General features: G+C 75.0%; 16 protein-coding genes and 1 riboswitch. Of the genes, 5 read left to right on the top strand and 11 right to left on the bottom strand.

From position 1 onward, the window contains the following. Positions 1-40: 40 nt before the first annotated feature. From Ae717Ps2_RS09465 to Ae717Ps2_RS09435, 7 genes are all read right to left on the bottom strand, one after another. The gene (locus Ae717Ps2_RS09465; protein WP_043281129.1) at positions 41-1,213 is read right to left on the bottom strand and encodes an ROK family protein; all 1,173 of its coding nucleotides are present in this window, start codon (positions 1,211-1,213) and stop codon (positions 41-43) included. Position 1,214: 1 nt separating this feature from the next. Next, a complete protein-coding gene (locus tag Ae717Ps2_RS09460) occupies positions 1,215-2,717 on the bottom strand; it encodes a sugar ABC transporter permease (protein ID WP_020626775.1) in 1,503 nt (500 codons plus the stop codon). After that, positions 2,717-3,490, bottom strand: coding sequence for an ATP-binding cassette domain-containing protein (locus tag Ae717Ps2_RS09455; RefSeq protein ID WP_075305753.1), 774 nt, complete (start codon positions 3,488-3,490; stop codon positions 2,717-2,719). Before Ae717Ps2_RS09455 ends, Ae717Ps2_RS09460 begins: the two co-directional genes overlap by 1 nt. A gap of 74 nt (positions 3,491-3,564) precedes the next feature. Then, positions 3,565-4,713 carry a sugar ABC transporter substrate-binding protein gene (locus tag Ae717Ps2_RS09450; RefSeq protein WP_075305752.1) on the bottom strand — a complete coding sequence of 383 codons (1,149 nt, stop codon included), beginning with the start codon at positions 4,711-4,713 and terminating at the stop codon, positions 3,565-3,567. A 203-nt stretch (positions 4,714-4,916) separates the two neighbouring features. Beyond that, positions 4,917-5,645 (bottom strand): ABC transporter ATP-binding protein, encoded by a 729-nt coding sequence (locus Ae717Ps2_RS09445; RefSeq protein ID WP_020626772.1) that lies wholly within the window; start codon positions 5,643-5,645, stop codon positions 4,917-4,919. Next, positions 5,642-6,409 carry an ABC transporter permease gene (locus Ae717Ps2_RS09440; RefSeq protein WP_198932156.1) on the bottom strand — a complete coding sequence of 256 codons (768 nt, stop codon included), beginning with the start codon at positions 6,407-6,409 and terminating at the stop codon, positions 5,642-5,644. Before Ae717Ps2_RS09440 ends, Ae717Ps2_RS09445 begins: the two co-directional genes overlap by 4 nt. After that, positions 6,406-7,431 carry an ABC transporter substrate-binding protein gene (locus Ae717Ps2_RS09435; protein ID WP_075305750.1) on the bottom strand — a complete coding sequence of 342 codons (1,026 nt, stop codon included), beginning with the start codon at positions 7,429-7,431 and terminating at the stop codon, positions 6,406-6,408. The genes Ae717Ps2_RS09440 and Ae717Ps2_RS09435 overlap by 4 nt, the downstream gene beginning before the upstream one ends. Positions 7,432-7,438: 7 nt before the next feature. Beyond that, positions 7,439-7,528, bottom strand: a riboswitch (TPP riboswitch). Between the two features lie 236 nt (positions 7,529-7,764). On the opposite strand from Ae717Ps2_RS09435, the gene Ae717Ps2_RS09430 reads away from it, so the two are divergent. Next, positions 7,765-8,487, top strand: a complete 723-nt coding sequence (locus tag Ae717Ps2_RS09430) for a hypothetical protein (RefSeq protein ID WP_075305749.1) — start codon at positions 7,765-7,767, stop codon at positions 8,485-8,487. Positions 8,488-8,496: 9 nt separating this feature from the next. Here Ae717Ps2_RS09430 and Ae717Ps2_RS09425 read toward each other — a convergent pair whose 3' ends face one another. Next, positions 8,497-8,925: a hypothetical protein gene (locus Ae717Ps2_RS09425; protein WP_075305748.1), complete on the bottom strand. Its 429-nt coding sequence runs from the start codon at positions 8,923-8,925 to the stop codon at positions 8,497-8,499. 117 nt (positions 8,926-9,042) lie between these two features. Here Ae717Ps2_RS09425 and Ae717Ps2_RS09420 point away from each other — a divergent pair, with 117 nt between their 5' ends. Next, positions 9,043-10,746 (top strand): choline dehydrogenase, encoded by a 1,704-nt coding sequence (locus tag Ae717Ps2_RS09420; RefSeq protein ID WP_075305747.1) that lies wholly within the window; start codon positions 9,043-9,045, stop codon positions 10,744-10,746. 107 nt (positions 10,747-10,853) lie between these two features. On the opposite strand, the gene Ae717Ps2_RS09415 is transcribed toward Ae717Ps2_RS09420, so the two are convergent. Continuing rightward, positions 10,854-11,039: a hypothetical protein gene (locus Ae717Ps2_RS09415; RefSeq protein WP_020623547.1), complete on the bottom strand. Its 186-nt coding sequence runs from the start codon at positions 11,037-11,039 to the stop codon at positions 10,854-10,856. A 362-nt stretch (positions 11,040-11,401) separates the two neighbouring features. Here Ae717Ps2_RS09415 and Ae717Ps2_RS09410 point away from each other — a divergent pair, with 362 nt between their 5' ends. Beyond that, the gene (locus Ae717Ps2_RS09410; RefSeq protein ID WP_170917141.1) at positions 11,402-12,265 is read left to right on the top strand and encodes a DMT family transporter; all 864 of its coding nucleotides are present in this window, start codon (positions 11,402-11,404) and stop codon (positions 12,263-12,265) included. Between the two features lie 584 nt (positions 12,266-12,849). Here Ae717Ps2_RS09410 and Ae717Ps2_RS09405 read toward each other — a convergent pair. Together Ae717Ps2_RS09405 and Ae717Ps2_RS09400 are read right to left on the bottom strand one after the other, a co-directional pair. Continuing rightward, positions 12,850-14,577 (bottom strand): DEAD/DEAH box helicase, encoded by a 1,728-nt coding sequence (locus tag Ae717Ps2_RS09405; protein WP_075305745.1) that lies wholly within the window; start codon positions 14,575-14,577, stop codon positions 12,850-12,852. 168 nt (positions 14,578-14,745) lie between these two features. Then, positions 14,746-15,435 (bottom strand): class I SAM-dependent methyltransferase, encoded by a 690-nt coding sequence (locus Ae717Ps2_RS09400; protein WP_233147509.1) that lies wholly within the window; start codon positions 15,433-15,435, stop codon positions 14,746-14,748. A gap of 114 nt (positions 15,436-15,549) precedes the next feature. Here Ae717Ps2_RS09400 and Ae717Ps2_RS09395 point away from each other — a divergent pair, with 114 nt between their 5' ends. Continuing rightward, positions 15,550-17,439, top strand: a complete 1,890-nt coding sequence (locus Ae717Ps2_RS09395; RefSeq protein WP_143510351.1) for an alpha/beta hydrolase — start codon at positions 15,550-15,552, stop codon at positions 17,437-17,439. Between the two features lie 76 nt (positions 17,440-17,515). Continuing rightward, complete coding sequence (locus Ae717Ps2_RS09390) at positions 17,516-18,361, top strand: alpha/beta fold hydrolase (protein ID WP_075333236.1); 846 nt, start codon at positions 17,516-17,518, stop codon at positions 18,359-18,361. Positions 18,362-18,394 lie beyond the last annotated feature (33 nt).

Raw genomic sequence — 18,394 nt, 5'->3', positions numbered from 1 at the left:
CGCGGGCCGGCCGTGGTGCCGGGCCGGCCCCGGCACGGCGTCAGACCGCCGCCAGCACCGGCTCGAACGCGATCTCGGCCGCGCCGACGAGCGCGCCGTCGCGGCCGAGCGGGGACACCGCGAGCCGGGTCCCGCCCGTGGCCCGGCTGACCAGGCTGCGTCGGCGCAGCTCGGAGCCGACCCGTTCGACGACCGACGGCGGCAGCGCCCCGAACAGGTCCCCCAGTACGACGAGCTCCGGGGCCAGCATGTTCACCACCGTGACGAGCCCGGCGGTCATCCATCCGGCGTAGTCCGCCAGCAGCCGGTCGGCCCGCCCCGGTACCGCGGCCAGGTCGCGCAGCTCGGCGACGAGCACCCCGCGCGGGGTGTCCTCGGGCAGCCCCAGCGCGCGGCACAGCGCGGGCTCGCCGACCTCGGTCTCCCAGCAGCCGTGCGAGCCGCAGAAGCACTCCCGCCCGTCCGGTCGGACCATGAGGTGCCCGAGCTCGCCGACGTAGCCGCCGGTGCCGCGCAGCGGCGTCCCGCCGGACACGACACCGCCGCCCACGCCGACGTCGGCGGACAGGTAGACCATGTCGGCGACGTCGCGGCCGATCCCGCGCAGGTGCTCGGCGAGTGCTCCGGCCTCGGCGTCGTTGGCGACCTGCACCGGCCGGGCCAGGACGGCGGCGAGCCGGGTGCCCAGGTCGACGTCGCGCCAGCCGAGGTTGGGTGCCTCGTGCACGAAGCCGTCGGAGCGCCGGACGACGCCGGGCACCGACACCCCGACCGCCTGCTCGGCGACGCCCAGCTCGTCGCGGAGCAGGGCGGCGGACTCGGCGAGGTGGGTGATCACCTCGCCGGGCAGCCGGGTGGTGCGGTGCAGGTTCCAGCTGTGCCGCCCGAGGATCTGGCCGCCGATGCCGACCATCGCCAGCGCCACCTGCTCGACCCGGATGTCGACGGCGAGCACCACCGCCGCCTGCGGGTCGGGCAGCACCAGCAGCGACGGCCGTCCGGCCCCCGAGCGCCGGGCCGGGACGGCCTCGGTGACGACGCCCGCCTCGGCGAGCCCGTCCACCACCGCCTTGATCGTGCTGCGGTTGAGGCCGAGCTCGCCGGCCAGCGTCGCGCGGGTGCAGGGTCCCTCGACGTGCAGCCGACGCAAGAGGACGGCCCGGTTGTGCCGGCGCGCGTCGTCGGGTCGGGTCCCCGATCCGGGCTGGGTCATGTCACCGGCCGGTGGCCGCCGCCCGGCGCCGTGACGCCACGTCGACACCGGCCGCGAGCAGCAGCACCAGGCCGGTCACCACGAACACGACGGCGGCGGGCTGCTTGAGCAGGCCGAGGCCGTTCTGCACCGTGGCCAGCACCGTGCCGCCGATGACGGCGTTGCTGATCCGGCCGCGTCCGCCGAACAGCGAGGTGCCGCCGATGACCGCGGCGCCGACCGCGAACAGGAGGGTGTTGCCGCCACCGGCCGCCGGGTTCACCGACCCGATCTTCGACGAGTAGACGATCGCGCCGATCGCGGCGAAGGCGGTGGAGATGACGAACACCGACGCCCGGATGCGGGCGACGTCGATGCCGGCCCGGCGCGCGGCCTCCCGGTTGCCGCCGACGGCGTAGACGTGGCGGCCGAACCGGGTCCGGTCGAGCACCCAGGTGCCGAGCACCAGCAGGACGAGCACGATCGGGACGACGTAGGGCACCCCGGCGATCGCGATGACGCCCGGTGAACGGTCCTGGACCAGCGCGAACGTCACCAGGCCGCCGAGCACCACCACCGCTCCGATCTTCAACGCGACCAGGCCCGTCGGCGGCGCGACCAGCCCGCTGCGCAGCCGGGTCCGCAGCCGGACCGTCTGGACCAGAGCGTAGCCACCGGCGACGACCACGAACAGCACCCACGACGCCGTGACCGAGAGATTGCCGTTCGCCACCGCGTTGATCAAGGGGTCCCGCAGCGCGATGGTGCCGCCGTCGCCGATGAGCTGCAGGATCACCCCCTGCCACGTGATGAACAACGCCAGCGTCACGACGAACGACGGCATCCCGATCCGGGCCACGAGGAACCCGGTGAGGCAGCCGATCACCACCCCGACGCCGACGGCGAGCCCCATCACGGTGAACGCGTTCGCCGGGACCCCGATCACGAGCACGACCGCGGTGAGCAGGCTGATCACCGACCCGGCCCACACCCGGACCAGCGCCGCGAGCACGGCACCGGCCAGCATGACCGCCACCAGCAGGACGAACACGGTGGTGCCGGTGGCGCCGAGCACGTTGCCGTCGCTCATCAGGTGCAGCGCCATCAGCGCCGCGGCCAGCCCGGACGCCGTGCCGGCGGCCAGGTCGATCTCCCCGGTGAGCAGCACGAACACCAGGCCCATCGCGATGATGGTCGGACCGGCGCCCTGTTGGAGCAGGTTGGCGAGGTTGAGCAGACTCGGGAACGTGCCGCCCGAGTCGAGCACGCTGAACAGCACGAACAGCGCGGCCAGGCCGAGCAGCGCGGGCAGCGAGCCCAGGTCGCCGCCGCGCAGCCCGCGCAGGTAGGCCGTGATCGCCTCGCGGGTGGTGCGGGCGGTGGTGTCGATGCCGAAGTCGGCGGCCCGGTTGGCGGGGTTCGCCCGGCGGGCCGCGCTCTGCTCCTGCTCGGGCGCGGGCGTCCGTTCGGTCACGGTGTCTCCTCCCGGGCCGGCCGGGCCGGACGGGTCGGGGTGGGGGGCCATCAGGACACCGCCTGCTCGGGCCGCGGCAGCCCGAGCTCGCCGGAGCGGCCCGCGGTGATGAGCGCGACGACGTCGGAGTGGGTGACCTCGCGGGTCGGGACCTGCGCGACCATCCGGCCGAGGTAGAGGCAGGCGATCCGGTCGGACACCTCGAAGACGTCGGCCATGTTGTGGCTGATGAGCACGACGCCGAGGCCCTGCTCGGCCAGCCGTCGCACGAGGTCGAGCACCTGGCGGGTCTGGGCGACGCCGAGCGCCGCGGTCGGCTCGTCGAGCAGCACGACACGCGAGTCCCAGAGCACCGCCTTGGCGATCGCGACGGTCTGGCGCTGCCCGCCGGACAGCGACGCGACCGGGGTCCGGACCGAGGTGACGGTGCGGACCGAGAGCGACGCGAGGGTGTCGCGGGCGGCCTGCTCCATCGAGCCCTCGTCGAGCATCCAGGAGCGCCCGCGCTCGCGGCCGAGGAACATGTTCTGGACGATGTCGAGGTTGTCGGCGAGCGCGAGGTCCTGGTAGACGACCTCGATGCCGAGCTTGGCGGCGTCCGACGGGCCGGCGACGGTCACCGGAGCCCCCTCGAACAGGACCTCGCCGGAGTCGATCGGGTGGATCCCCGCGACGCACTTGACCAGGGTGGACTTTCCCGCGCCGTTGTCGCCGACGAGCGCGGTGACCTCGCCGGCGCGCACGGTCAGGTCGACGTCGTGCAGGACCTGCACGGCGCCGAAGCTCTTGGAGACACCGCGCAGGGAGAGGATGGGGTCGGCCACTTCGGGCACCTTCCACGTGGGCGCCGGCCGGGCCGCGGCGGGATCACCGCCGCGGCCCGGACCGGCTGCGGGTCCTACTTGATGCCGAGCTGGCCGCAGGCGGCCTGGGTCTCGGCGTTGCAGATCTCCGAGGCCTTGACGTAGCCGGCGTCGGTGACCTTCTTGACCGAGTCCTTGGTGATCAGCTGCGGCTCGAGCAGCAGCGACTTGACATCACGGTTGCCCTTCGGGTCCTTGACCGTCTGGGTGGCGACGCCGTCGGCGGCCGCGGTGTCGCCCTTGGCCAGGGCGCCGGCGAGCTTCGCGGCGGCCTGCGCCTCCTGCTCGATCGGCTTGAACACCGTCATGTACTGGTCCCCGCGCAGGATCGCGGCGAGGCCGTCGGCGGTGGCGTCCTGGCCGGTGACCACGACCTTGCCGTTCAGGCCGTACTTGGCCAGCACCGTGACGATGGCGCCGGCGAGGCCGTCGTTGGCGGCGACGACGCCGTCGACCTTGCCGCCGTTGCCGGTGAGGATCTGCTCGAAGGTGGTGCCGCCGACCTGGTTGTCCCACTTGTCGATCTTCTGGCTCTGCACCAGCTTCAGGGCCCCGGACTCGTACTTGGGCTTCAGCACGCTCTGCTGGCCGTTGTAGAACAGGGTCGCGTTGTTGTCGGTCGGCGCGCCCTCGATCTCGATGACCTGGGCGCCCGGCTTGTTGCCGATGCCCTGGACCAGGCCCTCGCCCTGCAGGGCGCCGACCTTCTCGTTGTCGAAGGAGACGTAGTAGTCGCTGACGCCGCCGAGGTTGAGCCGGTCGTAGTCGATGACCGGGATGCCCTGGGCCTTCGCCTTCTGGGCGACGGCCGTGCCGCCGTCGCTGCTGATCGAGGCGATGATCATGACCTTGACGCCGCTGGAGATCATGCCGTCGGCCAGGGTGGAGAACTTCTGCTCGTCGCCCTGGGCGTTCTGGATGTCGGGGTCCATGCCCTCGGCGCGCAGCGCCGCGTCCAGCATGGGCTTGTCGAAGCCCTCCCAGCGGGCCGAGGAGTCGGTCTCGGGGAGGATCACCCCGACCTTCACCCCACCGCCGGACCCGCCGGAGCCACCGCCGGCGGTGTCCCCGCCGCCGCCCGCGCTGTTCTGTCCGCAGCCCGCGACGGCCAGCAGCAGGCCGAGGCCCGCCGCCGCGACCGCCCGACGCAGCCGGGGACCGCGCCCCGTGTTCCGTGCCCCCATCGGGGTCTCCCTCCACGACGTTGTGGACCGCTCGCATGATCACGAACGGGTGAATGTTGCGAGCGCCAACGTATTGGGCGGAACCGGCTCCGCAACAGCCTTCTGAATCGAGACAGTTCCCGTTTCGTCATCACGATCCGGTCACGAACGCCGACTTTGTTGCCCTCGGGCACGATCCGGAGCGCCGGAACGCCGGCCCTGCCTCAGCCGCGCAGGGTGTCCAGCAGGTCCGCCTCGACCGCGGCCAGCGCCGGGTCGGTACGGCTGCGCGGGCGCCCGGAGTCGACGACGAGCTCCCGCACCACCGTCGCCGGGCGCGGCGAGAACACCAGCACCCGGTCCGAGAGCAGGGCCGCCTCCCGCACGTCGTGGGTGATCAGGACCGTCGTCCAGCCGTAGCGGGCGCGCACCGACTCCAGCCAGTCCTGCATCGCGGTCCGGGTGAGCGCGTCCAGCGCGCCGAACGGCTCGTCGAGCAGCAGCACCTGCCGGCCCGCGACGACGGTGCGCAGCAGCGCCGCGCGCTGGCGCATGCCGCCCGAGAGCTCGCCCGGGCGGGCGTCCTCGAAGCCGGCCAGCCCGAACGGCTCGAACAGCGCGCGGGCGCGCTCGCGGGCCTCGCGGCGCGGCACGCGGGCGACCTCCAGCCCGAGGGCGGTGTTGTCGAGGACCGTGCGCCACGGGAACAGCAGGTCCTGCTGGGGCATCAGACCGAACGGGGCACCGCGCACCGGGCCGCCGTCGACCTCGATGTCGCCGGTCACCGTCGCCCCGTCGAGGATGCCCGCCAGCGCCCCGAACAGCGTCGACTTGCCGCATCCCGACGGCCCGACGAGCGACACGAACTCCCCCGGCGCGACGTCCAGGTGCACCCCGGACAGCACCGGCAGGTCGCCGTAGGACACCGACAGGTCGCGCACCACGACCTTCACCGCGCACCTCCTCCGTCGTGGTCGGCCACGTACCAGGGCGTGACCAGGCGCTGGAGCAGGAAGGTCAGTGCGAACAACGTCACCGACAGCACGGCGGTGACGCCGACCGCGGCGAGCACCAGGTCGGTGCGGAACTGGTTCTTCTGGAGCTGCATGAAGATCCCCAGGCCGGCCCGGGCGCCGACGTACTCGGCGAAGATCGCCCCGGTCACCGCGTAGGTGATCGCGATCCGCAGCGCCGTGAAGAACGACGGCAGCGCCCCCGGCAGCCGCACGTAGCGGAACCGCTGCCAGCGCGAGGCACCCATCGACCGCAGCAGGGCGGTCGTGGCGCGGTCGGTCGCGGCGAAGCCCTCGATCAGCCCGACCGTCACCGGGAAGAACGTCACCAGGGCGATGACCAGCACCTTCGGCAGCAGGCCGAAACCGAACCAGATGATGAGCAGCGGCGCGATCGCGACCACCGGCAGTGTCTGCGAGGCCACCAGGAGGGGGGTCAGCGCCCGCCGCAGCCAGGGCGAGAAGTCCACCGCGACCGCCGCGGCCCAGGCCAGCGCCATCGAGACGGTGAACCCGATCAGCGTCACCTGGACCGTCGGGAGGGTGTTCGCCCAGAGCTCGGCCCGGAACGCCCAGCCCTGCTCGACCACCCGCAGCGGCGAGGGCAGCACCTGGGGCCGGGTGCCGGCGACGGTGACCGCGACCTGCCAGGTGAGCAGCAGCGCGGTGACCAGCGCGGCGGCCGGCCACAGCCGACGGGTCACGGTGCCAGGTAGTCGTTGGTGAACCAGGTCGAGAAGTCCGGCTTCTGCCGCACCGGGGCCCCGTCCGGCCCCGCGACGGTGCCGGTGTCGTAGAGGAACCCGGAGAAGCCGGCCCACTGCTGCGGGGTCTGGAACCCCACACGGCCCTGCGCGTCGCGCAGGAAGCGCTCACTGAGCATCTGCGCGCCCCGGTCGACCAGCTCGTCGGAGGTGAACGCGCCGGGGTTGGCCTCCTTCAGCATCCGCGCCGCCGTCGCCGGGTCCTGCGCGGCCAGCGCGTAGCCCTTCTGGACGGCCTGCACGAACCTCCGGGCGGTGTCCGGGTTGTCCCGCAGCCAGGTCGAGTTGCCCAGCAGCAGCACGTTGTAGGAGTCCGGGAAGCCGTAGTCGGTGTAGCGGAAGGTACGGATCGGCTCGCCCCGCAGCTGTGCCTCGATCCCCTCGACGTTGACGAACGGCTCGGTGAAGTCGGCCTGCCCCGAGTAGAGCGCCTCGTAGGCGGCGGTGGACAGCACCTCGGTGCGGAAGTCGCCGCGCCCGCCGTCGGCCCGGATCACGGCCTGCATCTTCTGGTTCTCGCCGGGCCCGCCGAACCCGGCGTAGACCTTCCCGTCGAGGTCGCGCGGCCGCGTGAGGTCGGACCGGTCGGCGCGCACGGCGATCTCGGTGGCCCAGTGCTGCAGGATCGCCATGACCGAGGTGATGTCGGCACCCGCGGCCTTGGAGAAGGTGAACGAGTCCTGGAAGCCGACGCCGAAGTCCGCGGCGCCGGAGCCGACCAGGGTGTCCGGCGAGGTCTGGTTGTAGGGCAGGAACTCGACGTCGAGACCGGCGTCGCGGAAGTAGCCCGCCTGCTGGGCTGCGAACAACCCGATGTGGTTGGTGTTCGGCGTCCAGTCCAGCGCGACGCGGATCGGCCCACCCCCGGCCGCGGCCCCGGAGCCGTCGCCCGCGGCGCAGCCGGACAGGGCGAGCGCGAGCGCCAGCACGACGGCCAGTGGACGGAGAGCACGTGACAGCACGGGGCGGCCTCCCTACGCCGGTGTGACCCGGATCAGGTTCGAACGGTCGGCGGCCGGTCCTGCCGCCCTCTCAGCCTCGGTGCGCGGGCTCCCGCGGTACGTCCGGAGACCTTACGCGGCCCACCCGGTCCCGCCGGGGCGACGTCGGTCGCACCGCACCGTTCGGACACCCCCCGTCACCGGAGCCGCGACTTCGGTCACCTGCGGTGATCGGTCGGACGCGCCGGGCGAGCCGCCGTCCGCGGCGGTGACCACGATCGTTATCCTCACCCACCACACCCGCGACGCTGTGTCACGGACCTCGCTCGCGGGAGCTGACGCGGAAGGGACGAGATGGCGGCCTCGCTCTGGACCTCCGGCACGACCGGGCGGCCGACGCCCGACCCGGCACCCGCCCTGGTGCGGGTCGCGTTGCAGGCCGGTTCCGTCTCCGTCGCGCACGCGGACGTCGCCGCGATGCTGTCCGGGATCTGCGTCGCACTGGTGCCCGCCGCCCGGGTCGGAGGTGCGGCGCTGCTGCTGCGCGAGCCCGCCGACCCCCGCGACCCCGAGGCTCGGCGGGTCTTCGGGTCCGACACCGCCGCCCTGCGCCTCGGGGAGCTGCAGCGCCGGGCCGACGCCGGGCCGGGCCCCGCCGCCGAGCGCGGCGACCGCACGCTGACCACCCCGGACCTGACCCGGACCGGGCCGCCCGAGCTGGCCGCGGCCGCGGCCGACTGCGGCCTGGTCCGCTCGCTGTCCGTGCCGGTCCCGGTCGCCGGGCGCACCGCGGGCGCCCTGCAGCTGTTCGCCCGGGGCGGGCCCGACGACCCGCTGGGCGAGCGGCTGGTCGTCGCGCTGGCGCCGGTGGTCACCGCACTCGCGGCCCGGCTCACCGACGTCCGCGAGCTGGCCCGGCTGCAGCTGCGCACCGCGGCCTCCGCGGTGCCCGAGCAGTCCGACGCGGTCGACCGCACCGCGCTGATCCCGGCGGCCCGCCGCTCCCCCGCGGCACCGGTGGCGCCGCGGGTGCCCGCCCAGCGGCAGGCCCGGCACCGCCGGCGCGACCAGACCTGATCCCCGGGGTCAGGTCTCCGGCCGGTCCTCGCGGGACGCGCCCCGTTCGAGGAGCTGCTGGTGCTCCTGCAGGTAGGCCGACGCGCGCTGGCGGCTGACCCCGAACAGCCTGCCGATCCCGGCGATCGACTCGCCCTCGCCGTGCAGCGCGACGGCCTCCTCACGGCGGAACCGGCCACCCACGGCGCCCAGGCCGTCGAGGGTGCGGGTGAGGGTCTCGACGATCAGCGGCCGTGCCTCGCGCGGGACGATCTCCCGCCAGCTCAGCCCCTGTGCCCGCAGTTCCTGCAGCTCGGCCACCCGTCGGCGGGCCGAGGACAGCGCGGCGACCGACGCGTCCAGCTGGGCCGCGAGGGCGGCCAGCGCGGTGTCGGCGTCGTCCGCGGGCCGGTCGCGGAGGTCCGCTCCGTCGTCCGCACCACGCTCGGTCGTCGTCACGCCGTCGAGCGTACGGGGGCGGCGACGACGGGCGGTGGCCGCGGCGTACCGTGATCCACGCAAGGGGGGTTGCTCCCTCGAACAGGGCAATCCCGACAGTACGTGTGGAGGACGCGAATGGGCCGGTACGACGTCGTCATCGTCGGCGGAGGATCCGCGGGGGCGGTGCTGGCCTCGCGGCTCACGGAGGATCCCACACGCCGGGTGCTGATGCTCGAGGCGGGCCGCCCCGACCACCGCTGGGACCCGATCATCCGGATGCCCGCCGCGCTGTCCAAGGCGTGGGGCAACCCGCGCTACGACTGGTGCTACGTCACCGAGCCCGAGTCGGGTCTGGCCGGGCGGCGGATCGCCGTCCCGCGCGGGAAGGTCCTGGGCGGCAGCAGCAGCATCAACGGGATGGTCTACCAGCGGGCCCACCCGGGCGACTACGACCGCTGGTCCCGCCTGCCCGGCTGCGAGCAGTGGAGCTCGGCCCACCTGCTGCCCTACTTCCGCCGCCTGGAGCGTCGGACCTCCGAGCACGGCACCCCGCTGCCCGACGGCGGCCACGGCCCGCAGGTCCTCGAGCGGGCCCCGGCGGCCGGCCCGCTGAACGCGGCGTTCCTGGCCGCGGCCCAGCAGGCCGGGCACGCGCTGGTCGACTCGACGAACGGTCCGGTCCAGGAGGGCTTCTCCCGCACCGAACGCACGATCTCGCGCGGGCGCCGCTTCTCGGCCACCGATGCGTGGCTGCACCCGGTCGCCGGCTCCCGGCCCAACCTGACCGTGCGCACCGGCGCCCTGGTCCGCGCGCTACGCACCGACGCCCGCGGCACCCGGGTCATCGGGGTCCGCTACCGCGCCTCCGACGGCACCATCCGCGACGTCGACGCCGGCGAGACGATCCTGGCCGCCGGTTCCATCGCGACCCCGCAGCTGCTCCAGGTGTCCGGTTTCGGCGACCCGGAGCACCTCGCGGGCATCGGCGTCGAGACCCGGGTGGCGCTGCCGGGGGTCGGCGCGAACCTGCAGGACCACCTCGCGGTGCACCTGCAGCACGCCTGCTCCCAGCCGATCTCGCTGGCGCCGCAGCGGGCACCGCACCGGCTGCCCGCCGCGGCGGCCCGCTGGCTGGTCTCGGGCACCGGGGTCGGGGCGAGCAACCACTTCGAGATCGGCGGGTTCGCCTCCACCTCGATGGCCGGGGACATCCCGGACGTGATGATGCTGTTCGCGCCGGTCGCGATGCGCTTCGCGCCGGACGTCCCGCCGGTCGGGCACGGCTACGAGATGCACGTCTCGGTGATGGCGGGCGACGTCCGGGGGACGGTGCGCGCGGTGTCCCGCGACACCGCGGTCCCGCCGCGCCTGGTGCAGAACTACCTGGTCACCGACGGCGACCGGCGTCGCTGGGTGGAGGCCGTCGGCCTGGCCAGGGAGATCCTGAACCAGCCTGCGTTCGCCGACCTCGACGCCGGGGAGACCTTCCCCGGGGAGGCCGTCCGCTCCGACGCCGAGATCCTCGACTGGGTGTCCCGGCGCGCCCAGAACGGGCTGCACCCGACCAGCACCGCGCGGATGGGCACCGACGCCGACGCCGTCGTGGACCCGTCGACGCTGCAGGTGCACGGCACCGAGGGCCTGCGGATCGTCGACGCGTCGATCTTCCCGGACGTGCCCAACGCCAACACCTACGGCCCCGTGGTGGCGGTGGCCGAGCGGGCCGCCGACATCGTCACCGGCGCGACCCCGCTGCCCGCCGACCCGGCGCCGTCGCGGCGGGCCGGGACGCACGAGGGCACGGGCTCAGGGCAGGAGCCGTTCGCACCGGCATCCTGAGGCGCCCGACCTCCTGACACCCCCGACATGCCGAACGGGGCGGGGATCCGATCGGATCCCCGCCCCGTTCGCGGGTCTGTGTGTGGGGGCCGCGGCGGCCCCGGGCGTCACTCCCCCGTCTGCACCTGCACCCCGGACTCACGCAGCTTCTCGGCGTGGGCACGACCGTGGTGGTTGCAGAACAGGAGTTCCCCACCGGAGGGCAGGATCGCGCGCACCTTGGCAGCCGCACCGCAGCGGTCGCAACGGTCGGCAAGGGTCAGTTCGGGCCGGGTCAGCGTTTCGGGCTGCATAGCGGTCTCCCTCCGTCGCGGCGGCGGGCTTCGGGCGCTCGCCGCCGTATCACTGTGACGACCGCACGAGCGGCTCGCCCACACCTGTACAGACGCTCGAGGCCCCTGTACGTGTTCCCGGGATGCGTCGCGACGTCCGTCACGTGTGGCGCGGGCCGCACGGTCTGGTGGCGCCGCGATGTACCCGCGGTGACCGATTGCGTATGAAGTTGACTGCGTGTGAATCATGCGGGGAACTCGGCCGACGTGCAAGCGCGCCACGGTAAATACGGTGTGTCGCGGACTACGGTGGGCGAGTGAGTCCCCGCCCGTCGCCCGATCGTGTTCCCGCTCCGCTGCTGTTCCTGGCCGGTGGGATCTCGATGTACGTGGGGGCCGCACTGGCCGTCGGGCTGTTCGACCGGCTGGCGCCGTCGGCGGTCGCCGAGCTGCGGCTGATCGGTGCCGCGCTGCTGCTGCTGGCCTGGCGCCGCCCCGGCCGCGACGCCTGGCGCGGCGTCCGCCTCGTCCGCGCGGGGGTGTTCGGGCTGGCCACGGCCCTGATGAACGTCGCCTACTACGAGGCGATCGCCCGGCTGCCGCTCGGCACTGCGGTGGCAGTCGAGTTCACCGGACCGGTCCTGGTCGCGGCGCTCGCCTCCCGCCGGTTCCGCGACATCGGCGCGGTCGGCCTGGCCGCCGCCGGCGTGCTCCTGATCGCCGACGTCCGCTGGTCCGGCAGCCCGGCCGGGGTGCTGTGGGCCTTGGGCGCGGCGGCGATGTGGGCCGTCTACATCGTGCTGGGCAAACGGGTCGCACGCGCCGGTTCCGGCATCGACGACCTGGCGACGGGGTTCACCGTGGCCGCCGTCGTCCTGGTCCCGCTGCTGTTCGTCGGGGGTCCGGGAGCCGTGACCGGGTTCGGCGTCGCGAACCTCGCACCGCTCGCCGATCCGGCGGTGCTCGCCCTGTCCATCGGGCTGGGTGTGCTCAGCTCGCTGATCCCCTACGTGCTGGACCAGGTCGTGCTGCGCCGGGTCGGGCAGGCCCGGTTCGCGGTGCTGCTGGCGCTGCTGCCCGCCACCGCGACCCTGGTCGGGCTCGTGGTGCTCGGTCAGCTGCCCGGGACGCTGGAGGCGGTCGGGATCGGCCTGGTGGTCCTCGCCGTGGCCCTGCGGTCCCGTGACGGCGACGAACCGGTCCCCCTGCCCGCCACGTCCGCCCGGGACCGGGCCGCCCCGTCCTGACCGATCCGCCCTGACCGGCACGGCGACACGACGCCCACGGTGATCCGTTCCGCGCGCGGTGATCCGCAGTCCGCACGGTGATCCGCCGTCCGCGCGCTGATCCGGAGTCCGCACGCTGATCCGTCCGCGCACGGTCCTCCGGAGTCCGCACACTGATCCGCGGCGCTCGCTGATCCCCAGTCCGCGCTGATCCGGAGTCCGCGCGCTGATCCGCCATCCCCACGGTGATCCGCGGTGCGCGCGCAGATCCGCAGTCCGCGCGGTGATCCGCAGTCTGCGCGGTGATCCGCAGTCTGCGCGGTGATACGCGGTCCGCGCGTGTCCGGACGCGCGCGCCGAGCGGATCAGCGCGCGCGGAACGGATCACCGTGTGCTCGGCCGCACCGGCGTCCCGGTGGTGCGGCGGTGGCGCTGCGGTGGCGCTGCAGCCCCGCGACGGCGACAGGCCGCCCCATCGCCCGGGCACGGGCCGCCGTGCCCTCCCGTCCCGGCCTGCGCGGTGGTCCCGGCACGACGGTGCTGCCTGCGGGCCCCGCCCGCGCAGGCACGGGCTCGCGCGCGGTCGCGGCCCGCGAGGGCGGCTCTCAGCGCCAGGAACGCAGGGTCGCGATGCGTTCCTCGAGCTGCTCGATGGTCGCCATCGCCACCGGCGGGCCGCCGCAGTGCGCCCGCAGCTCGTTGTGGATCTTCCCGTGCGGCTTGCGGGTCTTGTGGTTGTGCAGCGCGACCAGGGTGTTGAGCTCCTTGCGCAGGGTCTGCAGCCGCTCCCGGACGCTCTGCCCGCGTTCGGCGGCCAGCGGCGGGGTCGGTTCGGTCGCCGGCGTCGCGCGGGCCTGGGCACCGGTGCGCGGTGAGCCCTTCGCGATCCACTCCGCCTGCCGCTGGGACAGCAGGGTGCGCACCTGGTCGGGCTCCAGCAGACCGGGCAGCCCGAGGTAGTCCTCCTCGTCGGCGGAGTAGGTGGCGCCCTCGTAGATCAGCTGGTCCAGCTCGGCGTCGGCGCCGAGGGAGGTGAACGCCTGCTCCTGCTCACCGGGCTCGTCCTTGACCTTGTTGGCCTCGTTCAGCTCGGCGTCGTTCCAGACCTCCTCGGGCCGCTGCGGCTTGCCGAGGACGTGGTCGCGCTGCGCCTCCAGCTCGCTGGCCAGGCCGAGCAGCACCGGGACGCTGGGGACGAACACCGACGCGGTCTCGCCCTGCCGCCGCGACCGCACGAAGCGGCCGATGGCCTGGGCGAAGTAGAGCGGGGTCGAGGCGCTGGTGGCGTAGACGCCGACGGCGAGGCGCGGCACGTCGACGCCCTCGGACACCATCCGGACCGCGACCATCCACCGCTCGGTGGAGCGGGAGAACTCCGCGATCCGCTCCGAGCCGCCCGCCTCGTCGGACAGCACGACCGCGGGCCGTACCCCGGTGATGCCGGTCAGCAACGCGGCGTAGGCCCGTGCCGCGGTCTGGTCGGTGGCGATGACCAGGCCGCCCGCGTCGGGCATGCCCCCGTCGCGGTGGCTCTGCAGGCGGCGGTCGGCCGCGGCGAGCACCGCGGGCATCCAGTCCCCCGAGGGGTCGAGCGCGGTCCGCCAGGCCATCGCGGTCTGCTCGCGGGTCAGCGGCTCCCCCAGCCGGGCCGACATCTCCTCGCCGGCGCTGGTGCGCCAGTTGGAGGTGCCGGAGTAGGCCAGGAAGACGACCGGCCGGACCACGTTGTCGGCGAGCGCCTCGGCGTAGCCGTACTGGTGGTCGGCGCGGCTGCGTGGGGCGCCCTCGGCGTCGGGGACGTACTCGACGAACGGGATCGGGTTGTCGTCGGAGCGGAACGGCGTACCGGTCAGGGCCAGGCGGCGGGTGGCGGGCTCGAACGCCTCGTAGACGCCCTCGCCCCAGCTCTTGGCGTCGCCGGCGTGGTGGATCTCGTCGAGGATCACCAGCATCCGGCGGTTCTCGGTGCGGTTGCGGTGCAGCATCGGGTGCGCGGCGACGCCGGCATAGGTGATCGCGATGCCCTGGTAGTCCCGCGAGGTGCCGCCCGCGGAGTTGCGGAACTCGGGGTCGAGCGCGATCCCGGCGGCCGCGGCCGACTCGGCCCACTGGTACTTCAGGTGCTCGGTCGGGGTGACGACGGTGATCGCGTCGACCACCCGGTCGCGCAGCAGCTCCGACGCGACGCGCAGGGCGAAGGTCGTCTTGCCCGCGCCCGGGGTCGCGACCGCGAGGAAGTCCCGCGGCGAGGTCGCGAGGTAGCGGGCGAGTGCGCTGCGCTGCCACGCGCGCAGCGGGCGGGTGTCGGGCGACACGAGCTGGGTCTGCGACACACGTCTCCCCTGGTCCGTGGGTCGTTCCCGGGTGGGAACCGGCGATTCCCCGCCACGTCCGCGCGTCGACGCCGACACGGCTGCGGGGCGCGGATCAGGGTAGCCGGGCGTCGTGACGGCGCCGCCCGGTGGGCGGGCCGGGAGCCTCCCCGACGGCGACGGGCCAGGTCAGCCCCGGGGCGGCCGCGGGCGGCGGGCGGTGAGGACGAACGCGGGCGGGAGGTTGGCGAGCACCGCGCGGCCGTGCACGACCTCCTCGAAGGCCGCGGCGAGCCGGAGCCGGAGCCGGCGGGCGGGCGGCAGGGCCCGGGTCACCGAGTAACCGAACTGGGTCAGGGCGCCGTGGGGGTGCAGACAGCCGGCGACGACGTCGGTCAGCCACGGCTCCTCGCGCGGGTAGGCCGCCCACGGCAGCCCGGACACGACGACGTCGGCACGGGCGAGCCCGCGGGCGGCCAGCAGCGCGGGCAGCTCGGCCGCGTCGGCGACGGCGACGTCGAGGCCGGGGTGGCGGGCCCGCAGCAGCGCGGCCAGGCGCGGGTTCAGCTCGACGGCCAGATGGTGGCCGCGGCCGCCGAGCCGCTCGGCGATGACGTCGGTGAACGCCCCGGTGCCCGGCCCCAGCTCGACGACGACCGGGTCCCCGGTCGCGGGGACCGGCGCCGTCGCGGCGAGGGCCAGCGCCCGGGAGCTCGGCAGCGCCGACGCCGTGCGCAGCGGGTCGCGCAGGAACTCCCGCAGGAACGCACCCGCCCCGGCCGTGGAGGTCGGCGTTGCCGTCTGCGTTGCCGTCTGCGTTGCCGTCTGCGGTGACGGCTGCGCTGCCGGGGACAGGGTGGACGGTGCGACGGTGCTCATCGGGCTCCGGGGTCTCGTGCGACGCGACCGGGCCACCGTGCCGGTCAGGTCCGAACGCCGCCCGACGACGGGGTGAACGCGCCGCGACCGGTCGCGGTGGGGATGATGGAGGCGATGAGCGAGCGCGACCGCACCCCAGCCGACGCCGGCCCCCTCGCCCTGCCCGCGGCGGGGCTGCGGCTGGCGGCCGCCGTGTCCGCACGGCCGCTGCTGCTCCTGCGCCGCGGCGGCGGCTGGGTCGCCGAGCTGGGCCGGGTCGGCCTGGGCCGCTCCGACCTCGCTCCGGACGTGCCGGCCGGCCCGGTCGCACCGGTGGCGCGGTGCGCGGCCCAGGTGCTGCTCGCGACGACCGGGGCGGTGGCCGGGCTGCTCGACGACGCCGTCGCGAGCCCCGACATGCCCCTGCCCGCCGCGGACGCCGAGCGGCTGCGCGCGACCCTCGCGGGCCTCACGTCCCTGCTGCTGCCGGGCGGCGGCCCGCTCGTGATCACCGGATCAGCAGGAGCCGGTGCCCCGGACGGCACCGCTGCCACGGCAAGGACCGGTCCCGGCCGGCAGGACGACCGCGGTCGGGCCGCCACCACCGCCGTGACCGACGCCACCGCGGCCACCGACACCGCCGACACCGTGGCCACCGACACCGTGACCGCCCACACCGCCGACAGCGTGGTCGCCACCGACGGCGTGACCACCGAGAGCGTGGCCACCGACACCGCGACCGCCGACGAGCCCTGCCCGGCCCCGGCCGAGGCCGCCGAGCGGGTCTTCACACCCCCCGGCGCCGACACCCCCTCGGTCCCGTTCGACACCGGCGCCCGCGACGCCCGGGGCGGCCCCGTCCCCGGCCGCGACGTCGCCGCCACCCCCGGCGCGGTCGTCCTGCGCACCCCGATGTTCGAGCTGCTCCAGTACCTGCCGCGGACCGAGAAGGTGCGCGACACCCCGGTGCTGGTCGTCCCGCCGCTGGTGCACCGCTACTGGCTGGCCGACCTCGCGCCGGGGTACTCGCTGGTCGAGCACCTGCTCGAGAAGGGGCTGCAGGTGTTCGCGCTGTCCTGGCGCCCGGCCGGCCCGGCCGACGCCGACCGAGACCTCGACGCGCACGCCGCCGCCGTCCTCGACGCCGTCGACGCCTGCGGGCGGATCACCCGCGCCCCGCGGGTGTCGCTGCTCGGGGTGCGCACCGGCGGGCTGCTGACCGCGGCGGTGCAGGCCCACCAGGCCGCGATCGGGCTCGACGACCGGGTCGCCGCGGTCGCCTACCTCGCCACCGTCCTCGACCAGTCCGACGCGCTGCCCGGCTTCGCGCCCGACCCGGCGACCGTCGCGGAGACCGCCGACCTGGCCGCCCGCGACGGCGTTCTCGACGGCGCGACGGCGGTGCGGGCCTGGGCGTGGCGGCGCGGCCCGGACCGGGTGCTGCCGTGGGCGGTGCCGCACGGTGGCGGGACCGCCGACCTGGACGGCCGCGCCGCGCGGGCGATGCGGGCCTGGGTGGCCGACCTGCTGCCGCTGCCCGCCGGGCTGCACACCGACCTCGCCGCGCTCGCCGCGGCCACCGGCGACGGCGCGGACCCCGACCGGCCCGACGTGCGGGTCCTCGGCACCCCCGTCCGGTTCGCCGAGCTGCGGCGCGACAGCTACCTCGTGGCCGCCGACGACGACCCGGTACAGCCCTGGACGGGCGGGTACCGCACCGCGCAGCGCCTCGGCGGCGGCTGCCGGCTCGTGCTGGCCCCCGGTGACCAGGCGGGGGCGCTGATCGCACCGCCGTCGATGGCGACCGGGTTCCGGGCCGCCCCCTGCTCCACCGGCGACGGCGTGGCGCAGCGCTGGCGGGCCGGGGCCGAGGCCGTCGAGGGCTCCTGGTGGGACGACCTGGCCCGCTGGCTGGTCGAGCGGTCCGGCACGGTGCGCGACGCACCCCCCGAGCTGGGCGGACGCCGCCTGCGACCGCTGTTCCCCGCGCCGGGCACCTACCTGGGCGAACCCGCCCCCGTCTGAGGGCGGGCCCGGGATCATCACACCCCGGCCTTTCCGGCACCCCACCGCCCGGCCACGGCGCCTAGGCTCGGCGGTGATGACCACTTCCAGCTCCCGTCCCGTGAGCGGGGCAGGCCTCGAGGAGCACGACGTGCTCGTCGGCGGCCGGGCCCTGCGCGTCGTGCGTCGCCCCGCCTCCGGCCCGGGCCCCCGCCGTACCCCGCTGCTGCTGTGCAACGGCATCGGCGCCGCCACCGACGTGCTCGACCCGCTGGTCGCGGCGCTGCCCGCGGACCTCGACGTCATCCGGTTCGACCCGCCGGGCATCGGCGGGTCGGCGGTGCCGCGGATGCCGTACCACCTGACGTGGATGGCGCACCGGCTCGGCCAGGTGCTCACGAAGCTGGGCGTGCGCGAGGCCGACGTCCTCGGGTTCTCCTGGGGCGGGATGCTGGCCCAGCAGCTGGCGATCAGCCGTCGGCGACGGGTCCGCAAGCTCGTGCTCGTCGCGACCGGGCCGGGGGCGCTGATGATCCCCGCCTCGCCGCGGGTGATGGCCGTCATGACCTCGCCGAAGCGCCACCAGGACCCGCCCTACATCGACGCCGTCGCCGCCCGCATCTACGGCGGCTCGCTGCGCGACCACCCGGAACGGGCCGCGGAGGCACTCGGCGCGGGCGCCCGGCGCGGCCCGATGCGCGGCTACTACTACCAGCTGATGGCGCTCTCGGGCTGGACCAGCCTGCCGCTGCTGCCGGCGATCACCGCGGACACCCTGATCATCGCCGGCGACGACGACCCGATCGTCCCGCGCGGCAACGCCACGATGCTGCACCGCGGGATCCGCCGCTCCCGGATCAGCCGCTACCCCGGTGGACACCTGGAGCTGCTGCTCGATCCGGAGCCGTTCGCCACGGAGATCGACGCCTTCCTGCGGTCCTGATCCCGGTCCCACCCGGCCCCCGGCCGAGCGGGT

The organism is Pseudonocardia sp. Ae717_Ps2, from assembly GCF_001932475.1.
GTDB lineage: Bacteria > Actinomycetota > Actinomycetes > Mycobacteriales > Pseudonocardiaceae > Pseudonocardia.
Note: the sequence above shows the minus strand (reverse complement) of the source record. Positions and strands in the feature narration are given on the sequence as shown.